Here is a 12,483-nt window from a genome sequence, read left to right on the forward strand (position 1 = left end):
TAAGTGACAGCCTTTCGTTCCCTCCCATCCCCTCGCACAGAAACGGCGCCCTCATGTCCCGTGCCCCCCAAGGTCCTTCCCGTCGTCGCCTCCTCGCCGGCGCCCTGGCCGGACTGTCCGCGGCCGTCACCGGCTGCTCCTCCGACAGCTCGGCTTCGACCTCCGGCGGTTCCAAGCAGTTGCGCGTCGGCTACTTCGCCTTCCCCAGCGGCGACTTGCTCGTGAAGAACAAAAAGCTGCTGGAGAAGGCGCTGCCGCAGTACACGATCAAATGGATCAAGTTCGACTCCGGTGCCAGCGTCAACCAGGCCTTCATCGGCAAGTCCCTCGACATCGCCGCGCTCGGCTCCAGCCCGTTCGCCCGCGGTGTCTCCGGCAGTTCGCCCATCCCGTACAAGGTGGCGTGGATCCTCGACGTGGCGGGCGAGAACGAAGCCCTCGTGGCACGCAAGGCCACCGGTGTCACCGACGTGGCCGGGCTCAAGGGCAGGAAGATAGCGACCCCGTTCGCCTCAACCTCCCACTACAGTCTCCTGGCCGCGCTGAAGTCGGCCGGTCTCGGCGCATCCGACGTCCAGCTCATCGACCTCCAGCCGCAGGCGATCCTCGCCGCCTGGCAGCGGGGTGACATCGACGCCGCGTACGTGTGGCTGCCCACCCTGGACGAGCTGCGCAAGACCGGCGTCCAGCTCACCAGCAGCAAGGAGATCGGCGCCGCGGGCAAGCCGACCCTCGACCTGGCAGTCGTGTCGGACGACCTGATCAGCCGTGATCCGCAGGCCATCGCCGCCTGGCGCAAGGCACAGGCCGAGGCGCTGCGGCTGCTCAGGTCGGATCCGGCGGGCTCGGTCAAGGCCGTCGCGGCCGAGATCGACATCAGTACCGCCGACGCGAAGGCCCAACTCGCGCAGGGGGTCTTCCTCACCCCGGAGCAGGTGGTCTCCGCCGACTGGCTGGGCACCGACAGCGGCCCGGGCAAGCTGCTCACCTACGTCACCGACACCGCCGCCTTCCTGGCCGACCAGAAGCAGATCGAGGCCGCGCCGTCGAAGGACACCGTCCGCAAGGCGTTCTATCTGGAGGGTCTGTCCGATGCCGTCAAGTGAGAGCACGACGACCGCGCAGGGGACGGAGACCGCGCCCGCCGGTTCCATCCGCCTCGACCGCGTCACCCACCAGTACGGCCGCGGCGGCGAGACGTTCACCGCGGTCGGTCCGGTCGATCTGACCGTCCCCGCCGGGGAGTTCCTGGTCCTCGTGGGCGCCTCCGGCTGCGGCAAGAGCACCCTGCTGCGGCTGATCGCCGGGTTCGAGCGGCCCACGCACGGTTCGGTACGCGTGTCCGGCACCGAGCCACGGCCCGGCGACACGGCCGGCGTCGTCTTCCAGACGCCTCGGCTGTTCCCGTGGCGGACCGTGCGGGGCAACATCGACCTGGCGCTGCGGTACGCGGGCGTCGAGCGTACCCAATGGCCCGCGCGTCGCGCCGAGTTGCTGGCCCGGGTCGGTCTGGAGGGCACCGAGAAGCGGCGCACCTGGGAGATCTCCGGCGGACAGCAGCAACGCGTGGCCATCGCCCGGGCCCTGGCTGCCGAGAACCCGCTGCTCCTGCTGGACGAACCGTTCGCGGCGCTGGACGCCCTGACCCGTGAACGCCTCCAGGAGGATGTGCGCCGGGTGACCGAACGGACCGGTCGCACCGCCGTGTTCGTCACCCACTCCGCCGAGGAGGCGGTGTTCCTGGGCTCCCGCATCGTGGTGCTGACGAAGAGCCCCGGCACCGTGGCCCTGGACCTGCCGGTCCCCCTCCCGCGCGGTGACGTCGACGCCGAAGGGCTCCGTGACTCCCCCGAGTTCGCCGCGCTGCGCGCACAGGTCTCCCACGCCGTCAAGGCCGCGGCAGCGGCCTGAACTCCCCCTCCAGGAAAGGAACTTCCCCGTGAGCATCCTCAGTGAGCGCCCGGCCGCGACCGGGTTGCCCCTCGTCCACCTCGGCCCGAACTTCGGAGCCGAACTCCACGGCATCGACCTCGCCCGCCTCGACGACGACCAGATCCTCGCCCTGCGCGAAGCGCTCGTGGCGCACAAGGTGCTGTTCGTCCGCGGCCAGCACACGCTCGACGACGCGGCGCAGATCGAGTTCGGCCGAAGGCTGGGCGAGGTCACCGTCGGACATCCCGTCCACGACTCGGGGGACGTGGCCCCCGAGGTGTACGCGCTCGACAGTCAGGACAACGGGTTCGCCGACGTGTGGCACACGGACGTGACGTTCGTCGCGCGGCCGCCCGCCATCTCCGTCCTGCGGGCCGTGGTCCTGCCGCCCAACGGCGGCGACACCAACTGGGCGGACAGCCAGCTCGCCTACGAGTCCCTGTCGCCGGGGCTGCGCGCCCACATCGACACGCTGACCGCCGTCCACGACGGAAGCCGCGAATTCGGCTACTACCTGGCCCAGCGGCGGCAGGGCAAGGGCAACCTGTGGGAGGGCGAGGTGTTCAGCGCGCTGACTCCGGTGGAGCACCCCGTGGTGCGGGTGCATCCGGAGAGCGGCCGCAAGGGCCTGTTCGTGAACCCGGGCTTCACCTCGCACATCGTGGGCGTCTCCGAGCACGAGAGCCGCGGTCTGCTCGACATCCTCTACGCCCATCTCACCAAGCCCGAGCACGTCGTACGGCATCGCTGGCAGCCCGGTGACGTCGCCTTGTGGGACAACCGCAGCACGGCCCACTACGCCAACCGCGACTACGGCGAGCAGCACCGCGTCATGCACCGCATCACCCTGCGCGGCGACGCCCCGCTCGGCCCGACGCCGTCCCGCACCTGACGGTCGCCTGAGACCGGCCACCGCGACCGGCCGGCCCGCACCTCGTCCCGCTCGCGTCGCGATGACCGAAGGGGACGACGTGGGGGTCGGCTTCGACGGGAGGGAGGCACCTACGTCGCTCGCCCCCTCGGTACGGCATCCGCCGGACCGCAACACCCGTATCGGCGCTGCCGCCCACCGCCGCCGATGGCCGAGCGTTCGGAAGTTGAAAACCTTCCGGGTCCACTCCCGCCGGATCCCTTGACACCTTGATGACATGCCCTCAACACTCCTGGGCGAGAGAGCGCTCTCACAATCTGCTGTTGCTCCATCCCCCCCGCATGCCGTACCGGCTTGAGGAGACTCCACATGCAGAGGATCGTCACCCCCACCAGCAGACCCCCATCCGGCACCGCGCGCTCACGCGCGGCGCTCGGCCTGGCCGTCGCCCTGATCGCCGCCTTCTTCACCGTCCTGGCAACCGCGCCCGCGCACGCCGCGGACCAACTCCTGTCCCAGGGCAGACCGGTCGCCGCCTCGTCGACCGAGAACGCGGGCACACCCGCCGCCGCAGCCGTGGACGGCAACACCGGCACCCGCTGGTCCTCCGCCTTCGCCGACCCGCAATGGATACGGGTCGACCTCGGATCCGTCCAGCAGCTCAGCCGCGTCAGCCTCAACTGGGAGGCCGCCTACGCCACCACCTTCCAGATCCAGACCTCCACCGACGCCAACACCTGGACCACCGTCTACTCCACCACCACGGCCACCGGCGGCACCCAGAACATCACCGTCTCCGGCAGCGGACGTTACGTCCGCGTCTACGGCACCGCCCGCGGCACCCCGTACGGCTACTCGCTGTGGGAGTTCCAGGTCTACGGCCCCGGCGGCACCACTCCGCCGGACGACTTCTGGGGCAGCACCAGCGACATACCCCCCGCGCACAACGTCGTCCAGGTGAAGATCCTCAACCGCACCAACGGCAAGTACCCCGACAGCCAGGTGTACTGGAGCTTCAACGGCCAGACGCACTCCATCGCCGAGCAGCCCTACCTCGACATGCCGGCCAACTCCGCGGGCCGCATGTACTTCTACCTCGGCTCACCCAACAGCCCGTACTACGACTTCATCGAGTTCACCGTCGGCAACAACGTCTTCAACGGCAACACCACCCGGGTCGACGCCTTCGGCCTGAAGCTGGCCATGCGCCTGCACACCAAGGACGGCTACGACGTCGAGGTCGGCGAGAACCGGCAGACCTTCGCCGAGGACCGCGCCACCACCTTCCAGCGCTTCACCAACGCTGTGCCGAGCGAGTTCAAGGTGCTGGCCCAGACCCAGGCCCCGTACCGGATCATCGCGCCCGGCAGCGATCCGAGCTTCCGCGCCGGCGGCGCCAACGCCAACTACTTCACCGCCTACGCCCAGTCGGTGGGCGTGAACGCGGCCACCTCCGACATCTTCGGCTGCGCCGCCTCCCTGGCGGGCAACCCCGACATGTGCGCCGCCCTCAACCGCCACGTCGCCACACTGCCGGCCTCCCAGCAGTCCGACCCGGCACAGTTCTACAAGGCGGCACCGGCGAACTACTACGCCAAGTTCTGGCACGACAACGCCATCAACGGCCTCGCCTACGGATTCCCCTACGACGACGTGGCGAGCCAGTCCTCCTTCGTCTCCCACGCCGACCCGCAGTGGCTCCTGGTGGCCGTCGGCTGGTAGACCACACGACCTGGAGGCAGCGCAACACAGCCTGCCTGCCAAGAAGTTGACTCCGCTTCAGAGGGCTGAGCCCCTCTGAAGCGGTCCTCATTCGCCGATGTCGGCCGCGCGGCGCGGTCCGAAGGTGTCACGTGGCCGAGCCACTCATCGGATCGAGCTGTTCGCGAGTGGCCGTTCGGAGCCGGTGCCTTGTTCAGACGGTTCGGACAGTCCCGCCGTCAATGACGTACTCCGCGCCCACAATGGATGAGGCTCGGTCCGAGACAAGGAAGCCGACCAGGTCCGCAACCTCTTCCGTCGTTGCGAACCTTCCGAGTGGCACCCCTCCGAGGGAATCCATCAGGCTCTGCTTCGCCTCCTCGCGGGTCAGTCCGTTGCCCTCGGCGAGCCGGTCGATGAAGCCGTCGTACGCTGCGGTCCGAATCCCCCCGGGGCTGACAGCGTTCACTCGCACTCCTCGTGGCGCCATTTCGTTCGCAAGACCCTTGCTGTACGTACGCAACGCACCCTTCGCTGACGCGTACGGCAACGTCGCGTCGTGCAACGGCATCTGACGCTGGATCGACGTGACGTGGACGACTACTCCTGATCCGGCCTCCACCATTGCCGGCAGCAGCGCTCGATCCAACCGGACAGCGCCCAGGAAGTTCAGGTTGAGTTCCGCCAGCCAGTGCTCCTCAGTCGCTGCCGCGAACCCGCCAGGTGGAGTTGACGACCCTCCGACAACGTGCACCAGGATGTCCAGCGCACCGCCCTCAGAGATCTTGGACACCACACCTTCCACACCGCCCACCGTGGCAGTGTCCGCCTCGATGAATCGGTCGGGGCGCTCGTAGCCGCCGGGCATGGTGCGTGCCGTGGTCCACACGTCGGCACCCATCTCCCGCAGTCTCTCCACGACGGCCTTGCCCGAGCCCTTCGAACCGCCCGTGACCAGCGCCCGGCGACCGTCGAGACGATCGCGATCTGAACTAGACATGCTTCTCTCCACTGAAGATCGAGGTGGTGCGGGTTCGGTCAGGCCGGGTGGTTGGCGATGACGAGTTCGGCGATGAGCTCGTCCCGCAGCGCGAACCGGTAGTCGAGCTCGGCGACGCCCCCCGGGAAGGTGCCCTCGAGCCGCACGGCTACCACCCAGTGGGCGTCATCGACGCGGTGAGCGCCGATCTGCTCTGTCCTGTACTCGAACTCGGACCCGGCGTCCCGCAGGAACGCGTAGGTCTCCTCCCGGCCGCGGAAGGTCTCGTCCTGGTCGACGATCACCGCATCCTCGGCGAGGAACGACGAGGCGGTGTCGGCGTCGCGGACGATGTGGGCGGCGAAGAACTCGCGCACGGTGGCCGGGAGCAGATCGGACGGGAGATCGGTGTGCTGTGTCATGAGCCCACCGTGTGACCTCGCCGGGCGGGAGGGTCAAGCCGTGGACTCTCCCCCAGGGGGAGTGTTTAGAGTGACGGGATGCTGACCATCGGGGAGTTCTCGCGGCTGACCCACTTGAGTGTCCGGACCCTGCGCCGTTATCACGAGGCGGCCCTGCTGGAACCTGCCGTGGTGGACGAGACCACCGGTTACCGCTACTACCGCGTCGACCAGATCCCGACCGCGCAGGTCATCAACCGCTCCGCGAGCTCGACGTCCCGCTGAGTGATGTGCAGCAGATCCTGCGCACTCCCGACCCAGGTGTCCGCGCGGCCCTGGTCACGGACCACCTGCAACGCCTCGAGGACGCACTCGACCGCACCCGGGCCGCGGTCGTGTCGCTGCGCCGCCTGCTCCAGCCCGACCCTGCGCCGATCGACGTCGAGCTGCGCGCAGAGCCCGCCCGGACGGTCGCGGCCGTAGAGGCCGTAGTCGGGCATGACGACATCGCGACCTGGTACGCAGGCGCGATGGCCGAACTGGAGGCGGCCGTCGGCGACGCCGTGACCGGACCGCCGGGCGGCAGCTACGACAACGCCCTTTTCGAGCAGGAGCGCGGTCACGCGGTCGTCTACCTGCCGACCGCTGCACCACCTCGCACCGGACGGGTGCACCCCCTGACTCTGCCGCCCGCGGAACTGGCCGTCACCACCCACATCGGCGAGCACGACGGCATCGAGGTCACGTACGGCGAACTCGGGACCTGGGTGGTGGAGAACGCGATGTCGGTGGCCGGGCCAGTGCGGGAGGTGTACGTTGTCGGCCCTCGTGACACAAGCGATCCCGCTGCATGGCGCACCGAGATCGGCTGGCCCGTCTTTCGTGTCACCTGAAGCGGTCAGTGCGGTGCGGAGTCTTGGAACGACGGAGCGCACGCCTTAAGCCGCCGCACGGACCGTCCGCAAGGCCGGCCTGGACACCGCGATATCAGCGGCGGGGACTGCCTCGCGGATGTCGCCATGCTGCGGGCCGAGCCAGCCGTGTTCGGGCCGGTGCCCACCGACCCGACGGTCTCCCGGCTCATCCACACCCTCGCGGCCTCCGGGAAGAACGCCCTGCGGGTCATTCGCGCCGCGCGGGCCGAAGTCCGCCCGACATCACCGCAGCCTTCGACCGACTCACGTTTTCTCTTTTTCACGAGAGAGACCAGTCCTTCTGTTTCCTGCTTTCGATCACCCCGGCAAGGAAAAGCGTCGTCATGCCTGTTGTGCCGGGGGCCGGGTACACGGTGCGTGCACGCGACGTCTGACAGGTCGAGGAGAGGAAGTCGCACAGTGGCGGTGAAGGCGATGGGGTGGGCGCACTCGTTCCCCATGTCCGAAGGAGTGCGTGTCGGCCGGGAGTGGACACGCAAGCGTCTGGAGTCCCTGCCGTGGACCGCTGCGGAACCGGAGACGGTGGACGCCATCGTGCTGGCGGTGTCCGAGCTGATCACCAATGCGCACGTCCACGCACACAGTGACGCACACCTGGTCCTCACCTGGGACGGCGACTGCCTACAGGTGAGCGTCCACGACGAGGACCCGTCGCTGCCGCGGCAGCGCGAACCGGAGCAGGGCGCGCTGTCCGGCCGCGGGGTGTCCATCGTGCGCAAGCTCGCCGATGAGTGGGGCATGAGGTGCCAACGGCACGGCAAGACGGTGACGGCCTGCTTCCGTCCCGCGGACCCTGCCGCCGCCGACCGCGCAGACGACCGAAGTTGAGACCTACTCACGGGTGAAACCCACTGTGGAGGACAGGCGTCATGAATCTGGCACGCGGATCGAGTGACGACCCGTACGCCTGGCTCTGGATCCTTGGTGCTCTCGCACTGTACGCACTGATCAGCTATGGGCTGACCTACCGTGCCCGCGTCCGGCGCGGTTCCGTACATCCGGCTCGTGACGCCATGCACGACCTCAAGGACCGAGAGGACCCGCAACCGCCCCGGCAGCGGTTCGTGAGTCGCGTGCTCATGCTGGGCGGCGCAGGTCTCACCGGCCTGGCCGCCGCGATGACCAGCGGCGCCGTACGGATCCTGGCTGTGGGACTCACGGCCGGCGTGACCGTGGTGGCGTGGGCGTACTACGACTACCGCACGGAACGGCGTGCTCCGCGCAGCGATCGGACGGGGTCCGAGGGCACCAGGACCGCCAGGCACTGACTCGAGAGGCGGGGGCGTAGATCCGGAGCCCTCGCTGATTCAACGTCGTCCCACTTGTCCAGGTTGCGAAGGGCGGCGTGCCGCTGCCCACCAGGACCTTCCTACAGCTTGCGCCCGTACAGCGCCGGGCCCGTCGCGGCCACCCGGTCCGCCCACCACTGCCCGCGGGTCAGCGTCGGTACATCTGCCACATGGCGAGTTCGTTGTCGTGCGCGCGCAGTCGTGCGACGGCTTCCGCGGGGGTGCGCTGCTCGGTCAGTTCGTAGAAGAAGAACAACGGGGCGAACACACCGGCGTAGCCGAACGGGGCTCCGCGGGGGGCGATGTACGTACCGGCGCCGGCGTCGAGGAAGGCGTCGGCGAGGCCAGGATCCCCCGTGTCGCAGCCGGTGACGAGGGTGACGCTGCCTGGCAGTCGGAAGTGTTCGCGTACCTGGTCCGGCCCGACGGGCCCGTTGAACGGCTGGTACCTCGCCAGTTCCTCGGCCACTTCTTCCAGCAGAATGCGTCCCTCGTCACCGTGACAGGACAGGATCACGTACGGTGCGATCGGTCTGCTGCCGTCCAGTGCGGCCACCAGATGGCGGGGCTGACCGACCCGCAGATGGTTCACCCGGATCCCGAACACTTCCAGTCCGTCACGCAACGCATGCGCGAACCCGCTCTCGACGTCGATCAAGTCCACCTCGGTCCAGGCCAGCCGACCGGCCTGGACTTCGCGTATGCGCGACGGCCGCTGAGTCGCCAGCCAGACCTCTTCCTCTTCCTCTTCTTCTTGGTGCGTCACGCGGCCACGATGTCACGGCCGCGGACGTCGGCACCGCCGAAAACGGGATTGCTGCGGGAGCCCGCTCATCGGCTGCTGGCACCAGTCGCCGACTGCGCTCCGTCGCCGTCCGCGGGAACCTGGAGGTCGGACAGCGCGCTCGTCGAAGTCCGCTGCCCCCAACCGGTGCCGAGTCTGAGAAGCAGTGACGCGGCAGCGAGAACCACACCGAACCAGATGACGCTGGTGACACCCACATGGTCCACGAACAGTCCGCCGAACAGCGCTCCGAGCGCGATGCAGGTGTTGTACGCCATCGTGTTGAGCGACATCGCGGCCTCGAACGTCTCAGGTGCGGCGGCGAGCGTCATGTTGATCTGGGAGAGCTGCACCGCGCCGAAGGAGAGTCCCCACAGCACCAGCGCGACGACGGCTCCAGACTCCCCGTCACCGACGGTGCGAAGCAGCAGCAGGGCCGTCAGAAGCCCGACCAGGCCGACGACGAAGGTTCCTCGCAGACTCCTGTTGACCGTGTATCCGGCGACGAAGTTCCCGATGGCGCCGCCCACACCGAAGATGATCAGCACCACCGTGATGAAGGTGGCCGGCACGGACGCCTCGTCCTCCAGGTAGGGGCGCACGAACGTGTAGGCACCGAAGTGGCCGAGCACGAAGAAGACGACGATGAGCAGCACCGTGCGGAGCTGTCGGTTCCTGGCCGGCAGGCCGAAGACCTCCCGGACCGACACCGCGTTCTCCGACGGCAGCGAGGGGATGACCGCCGCGACCGCGAGGAACACCAGCAGGCTGAGGCCGGCCCAGATGGCGAAGGTGGTGCGCCAGTTCGTGTGGGCCTCGATGACGGTGCCGAGCGGAATTCCCACGACCGTGGCGATGGAGATGCCGGACATCACGACCGCGGCCGCCCGGCTCGCGTGGCGCTCGTGCACGATCCGCATGGCCATGCTCACACCGATGGCCCAGAACACACCGCTGGCGAATCCCATGCACAGCCGGGTCGCGAGGATCAGCGGGTAGTTCGGCGAGACGGAGGTGACGAGGTTTCCCAAGGCCAGGACCGCGAGCAGGGCGGACAGCAGGAGGCGTCGGTTGACGCGCCTCGTCCAGGCGACGATGAACGGTACGCCGAGCCCGGCCGCGACGCCCTGCGCGGTCACCATGAGGCCTGCGACACCGACGGAGATGTCGAGGCTCCTGCTGAGCGGCGTGAGCAGGCCTACGGGCATCAGCTCGGTGGTGAGGAAGACGAACAGGCTGGCGGTGATGGCGGCGACGCCCAGCCAGCCCTTCACGGCCGGGTTCGAACTCTGCTTTGACTGCGGGGACATGGCTGCTCCAGCGATCTGATGGGTCTGGGGTGGGTGGCACCGGGCGTCACGAACCGGCTCCGCCGCTGCGTCCCACGGCGGCTTTCGGTTCGTGCACCGCGGAGTCCTCCCGGGCGGGAAGCCGCTCGGCCGTCGTCGTACGCGGTGGGGCCTGGCGGGGCTGTGCGAGCACTACGGCGAGGAGGATCAGCACGGTGCCGACCACCTGGAGGGCCGCGAGCCTCTCGTGCTCGAAGGTGATGCCGAGGACGGTCGCGACGATCGGGCTGCCGAGGGCCAGGAAGGAGACCGCCAGGGCCGGCAGCTTCTCGATCCCGCGGAACCAGAGCGCGTAACTGATCACCGCGCCGAGGGAGGTGAGGTAGGCGAACCCGAAGAGGTTGGTCCCCGTCAGGGAGGTCGGCAGCCCCTCGATGGACAGCGTGAAGGGCAGCGCCACCAGGCCGCCCGCTGTCAACTGCCAGCCGGTGAAGGGAATCAGCCCCACGCCCTCGGGCCGGCCCCAGCGTTTGGTGAAGGTGATGCCGGTGGCCATGCAGGCGGCGCCGCCCAGTGCGGCCGCCACGCCGGCCGGGTCGAGGGCCGCCGGTCCCTTGAACACCAGCAGGACGACACCGGCCGCGCCGAGAGCGCAGGCCATGACGTGTGCGGCGCGAGGTCTGTCGCCGAGGACGAGCGCTGCCAGGATCAACACGATCACGGGCTGCACCGCCATGATCATCGCCGCGATGCCGCCGGGCAGACGGTAGGCGGCGACGAACAACAGCACGTTGAAGGCACCGATGTTGAGCGTTCCCAGAACCAGGGAGCGCCACAGCCACCTGACGTTGGGCAGGGTGCGGGAGATGAGCAGCAGGATCAGGCCCGAGGGGAGCGCCCGTACGGTGGTGGCGAGCATGGGGCGTTCCGGTGGCAGCCATTCCGTCGTGACCAGGTAGGTGCTTCCCCAGATCGCCGGCGCCAGCGCCGTCACACCCGAGGAGAGGAGTTGTCGGCCACTGTTCATGGCGCACTGGCCTCCGCTTCGGGCAACCCGCCATCGCAAACGCGGATGCCACGTAACGGATTTGCGTTCAGGTCGGATTCCTTGACGGCAGCCCGTCGAAAGAGCACTGCTCGTGAGGGCCCGAAACTCGTATCGGCGGCGATTTCCGCCGCGCGTGAAGGCAAATTGGGCATGGGAAGCCGGTCCTTCCGGTCAGAACGAGAAATTCGCCACCCGGCTCCGATGCGCAGACGTCGCGATTCGGGGTGGCTGTGTGGCTCGCTCAAATGGTGGACCGGTCGGCATCAATGAGTCCAACACATGTTTGTCATCTCATTTATCGTGATGCAAGATGGATCGCCATGGAGCTGCAACAGATGCGCTATGTGGTCGCCGTCGCCGAGACGAACAGCTTCACCCGTGCCGCCGAGCGCTGTCTGGTCGTCCAGTCCGCCCTCAGCCACCAGATCGCGCGGCTGGAGCAGGAGTTGGGCGCCAAGCTCTTCGAGCGCACCACCCGCCGGGTCCGGCTCACGCCGGCCGGTGCGGCGTTCCTTCCCGCCGCCCGGCAGTGCCTGGAGGCCGCCGAGCGCGCGTCCCTGGAGGTCGCCGCCGCCATCGGTGAGGTCCGCGGGGAGCTGGCCGTGGGCGTGATCCCGTCCGTCACCGCCGTCGACATCCCGGGCGCGCTACGCGACTACCACCAGCGCTATCCGCAGGTGCGCATCAGTCTCCGCGTCGGCGCCAGCGACGACCTCGTCGACCAGGTCAAGCAGGGCGCCATCGAGGTCGCCTTCCTCGGGCTGCCGACGACAATGCGGCCGCACGGGGTCGGTGTGCGGGAGCTGGCCCGGGACCGGCTCGTCGCCGTCGTCGCCCCGGATCATCCTCTCGCCGCCGAGCCGGCCGTCGAGCTGCGGCAGCTGTGCTCGGAGGTGTTCGTGGACCTCCCGGCCAAGACCGCCGGTCGCGTCCAGTCCGACCTGGCCTTCGCCGCGGCGGGCCTGGTCCGCGATGTGGCGTTCGAGGTGACCAACGCCGACTTCCTGGCCCGGTTGGTCGGGCAGGGTCTCGGTGTGGCGATGCTCCCCTCCGCCTACGCCGCCCGGCTCAGCGGCGTGACCACCGTCGAGGTCATCGACGCGCCGGCGCGGGTGGAGTACGTCATCTGGCGCGCCGGGAGCCGCACTCCGGCGGCGACCGCCTTTCTGCGGGTCCTGGACATCCCGGACGTGGACGCCACGGCTTGAGTGCGGCCCGGCTGTGACGTCAGGCGTGTGCCGGATCGGCTGTGCC

14 protein-coding genes and 1 pseudogene are annotated in these 12,483 nt (G+C 68.9%); 10 read left to right on the plus strand and 5 right to left on the minus strand.

What is annotated here, in order from left to right; translation table 11 throughout:
• Positions 1-53: 53 nt before the first annotated feature.
• The 4 genes from AOJ26_RS01655 to AOJ26_RS01670 all read left to right on the plus strand — a co-directional run bounded on the left by AOJ26_RS01655 (position 54) and on the right by AOJ26_RS01670 (position 4,525).
• On the plus strand, positions 54-1,106 hold the full coding sequence (locus tag AOJ26_RS01655) for an ABC transporter substrate-binding protein (protein WP_053846334.1): 1,053 nt from the start codon (positions 54-56) through the stop codon (positions 1,104-1,106).
• Positions 1,093-1,911: an ABC transporter ATP-binding protein gene (locus tag AOJ26_RS01660; RefSeq protein ID WP_053846335.1), complete on the plus strand. Its 819-nt coding sequence runs from the start codon at positions 1,093-1,095 to the stop codon at positions 1,909-1,911. Before AOJ26_RS01655 ends, AOJ26_RS01660 begins: the two co-directional genes overlap by 14 nt.
• A 28-nt stretch (positions 1,912-1,939) precedes the next feature.
• Complete coding sequence (locus AOJ26_RS01665) at positions 1,940-2,824, plus strand: TauD/TfdA dioxygenase family protein (protein ID WP_053846336.1); 885 nt, start codon at positions 1,940-1,942, stop codon at positions 2,822-2,824.
• A gap of 348 nt (positions 2,825-3,172) precedes the next feature.
• On the plus strand, positions 3,173-4,525 hold the full coding sequence (locus AOJ26_RS01670; RefSeq protein WP_053846337.1) for a beta-1,3-glucanase family protein: 1,353 nt from the start codon (positions 3,173-3,175) through the stop codon (positions 4,523-4,525).
• Between the two features lie 193 nt (positions 4,526-4,718).
• Here the strand turns inward: AOJ26_RS01670 and AOJ26_RS01675 are convergent, their stop codons facing one another.
• The gene (locus tag AOJ26_RS01675) at positions 4,719-5,504 is read right to left on the minus strand and encodes an SDR family oxidoreductase (RefSeq protein ID WP_078959696.1); all 786 of its coding nucleotides are present in this window, start codon (positions 5,502-5,504) and stop codon (positions 4,719-4,721) included.
• Between the two features lie 38 nt (positions 5,505-5,542).
• A complete protein-coding gene (locus AOJ26_RS01680) occupies positions 5,543-5,905 on the minus strand; it encodes a nuclear transport factor 2 family protein (RefSeq protein WP_053846338.1) in 363 nt (120 codons plus the stop codon).
• Between the two features lie 78 nt (positions 5,906-5,983).
• Here AOJ26_RS01680 and AOJ26_RS44065 point away from each other — a divergent pair, with 78 nt between their 5' ends.
• From AOJ26_RS44065 to AOJ26_RS01695, 5 genes and pseudogenes are all read left to right on the plus strand, one after another.
• Positions 5,984-6,169 (plus strand): MerR family transcriptional regulator, encoded by a 186-nt coding sequence (locus tag AOJ26_RS44065; RefSeq protein ID WP_234358400.1) that lies wholly within the window; start codon positions 5,984-5,986, stop codon positions 6,167-6,169.
• A 5-nt stretch (positions 6,170-6,174) separates the two neighbouring features.
• Entirely contained in the window at positions 6,175-6,777 is a 603-nt protein-coding gene (locus AOJ26_RS01685) for a GyrI-like domain-containing protein (protein ID WP_234358401.1), read from the plus strand.
• A gap of 99 nt (positions 6,778-6,876) precedes the next feature.
• Positions 6,877-7,035: pseudogene (locus AOJ26_RS45145) on the plus strand (IS1380 family transposase); the annotation flags it as partial.
• Between the two features lie 183 nt (positions 7,036-7,218).
• Positions 7,219-7,647, plus strand: a complete 429-nt coding sequence (locus AOJ26_RS01690; RefSeq protein ID WP_179200323.1) for an ATP-binding protein — start codon at positions 7,219-7,221, stop codon at positions 7,645-7,647.
• 41 nt (positions 7,648-7,688) lie between these two features.
• Positions 7,689-8,087 carry a hypothetical protein gene (locus tag AOJ26_RS01695; protein WP_053846339.1) on the plus strand — a complete coding sequence of 133 codons (399 nt, stop codon included), beginning with the start codon at positions 7,689-7,691 and terminating at the stop codon, positions 8,085-8,087.
• A 169-nt stretch (positions 8,088-8,256) separates the two neighbouring features.
• On the opposite strand, the gene AOJ26_RS01700 is transcribed toward AOJ26_RS01695, so the two are convergent.
• From AOJ26_RS01700 to AOJ26_RS01710, 3 genes are all read right to left on the minus strand, one after another.
• Positions 8,257-8,874 carry a hypothetical protein gene (locus tag AOJ26_RS01700; protein WP_234358402.1) on the minus strand — a complete coding sequence of 206 codons (618 nt, stop codon included), beginning with the start codon at positions 8,872-8,874 and terminating at the stop codon, positions 8,257-8,259.
• Positions 8,875-8,939: 65 nt separating this feature from the next.
• Entirely contained in the window at positions 8,940-10,202 is a 1,263-nt protein-coding gene (locus AOJ26_RS01705; RefSeq protein WP_053846340.1) for an MFS transporter, read from the minus strand.
• A 46-nt stretch (positions 10,203-10,248) separates the two neighbouring features.
• Entirely contained in the window at positions 10,249-11,208 is a 960-nt protein-coding gene (locus AOJ26_RS01710) for an EamA family transporter (RefSeq protein ID WP_053846341.1), read from the minus strand.
• 341 nt (positions 11,209-11,549) lie between these two features.
• Between AOJ26_RS01710 and AOJ26_RS01715 the strand changes: the two genes are divergently transcribed.
• Positions 11,550-12,437 carry a LysR family transcriptional regulator gene (locus AOJ26_RS01715; protein WP_053846342.1) on the plus strand — a complete coding sequence of 296 codons (888 nt, stop codon included), beginning with the start codon at positions 11,550-11,552 and terminating at the stop codon, positions 12,435-12,437.
• The last annotated feature ends 46 nt before the right edge of the window (positions 12,438-12,483 follow it).

Origin of the sequence: Streptomyces sp. NRRL B-24085 (genome assembly GCF_001282115.1) — a bacterium.
Taxonomy (GTDB): domain Bacteria; phylum Actinomycetota; class Actinomycetes; order Streptomycetales; family Streptomycetaceae; genus Streptomyces.

Excerpts from the sequence above, each read along its gene's own strand:
- AOJ26_RS01655 (WP_053846334.1), top strand. The coding sequence starts at position 54 with ATGTCCCGTGCCCCCCAAGGTCCTTCCCGTCGTCGCCTCCTCGCCGGC.
- AOJ26_RS01660 (WP_053846335.1), top strand. The coding sequence starts at position 1,093 with ATGCCGTCAAGTGAGAGCACGACGACCGCGCAGGGGACGGAGACCGCG.
- AOJ26_RS01670 (WP_053846337.1), top strand. The coding sequence starts at position 3,173 with ATGCAGAGGATCGTCACCCCCACCAGCAGACCCCCATCCGGCACCGCG.
- AOJ26_RS01675 (WP_078959696.1), bottom strand. The coding sequence starts at position 5,504 with ATGTCTAGTTCAGATCGCGATCGTCTCGACGGTCGCCGGGCGCTGGTC.
- AOJ26_RS01680 (WP_053846338.1), bottom strand. The coding sequence starts at position 5,905 with ATGACACAGCACACCGATCTCCCGTCCGATCTGCTCCCGGCCACCGTG.
- AOJ26_RS44065 (WP_234358400.1), top strand. The coding sequence starts at position 5,984 with ATGCTGACCATCGGGGAGTTCTCGCGGCTGACCCACTTGAGTGTCCGG.
- AOJ26_RS01695 (WP_053846339.1), top strand. The coding sequence starts at position 7,689 with ATGAATCTGGCACGCGGATCGAGTGACGACCCGTACGCCTGGCTCTGG.
- AOJ26_RS01705 (WP_053846340.1), bottom strand. The coding sequence starts at position 10,202 with ATGTCCCCGCAGTCAAAGCAGAGTTCGAACCCGGCCGTGAAGGGCTGG.
- AOJ26_RS01710 (WP_053846341.1), bottom strand. The coding sequence starts at position 11,208 with ATGAACAGTGGCCGACAACTCCTCTCCTCGGGTGTGACGGCGCTGGCG.
- AOJ26_RS01715 (WP_053846342.1), top strand. The coding sequence starts at position 11,550 with ATGGAGCTGCAACAGATGCGCTATGTGGTCGCCGTCGCCGAGACGAAC.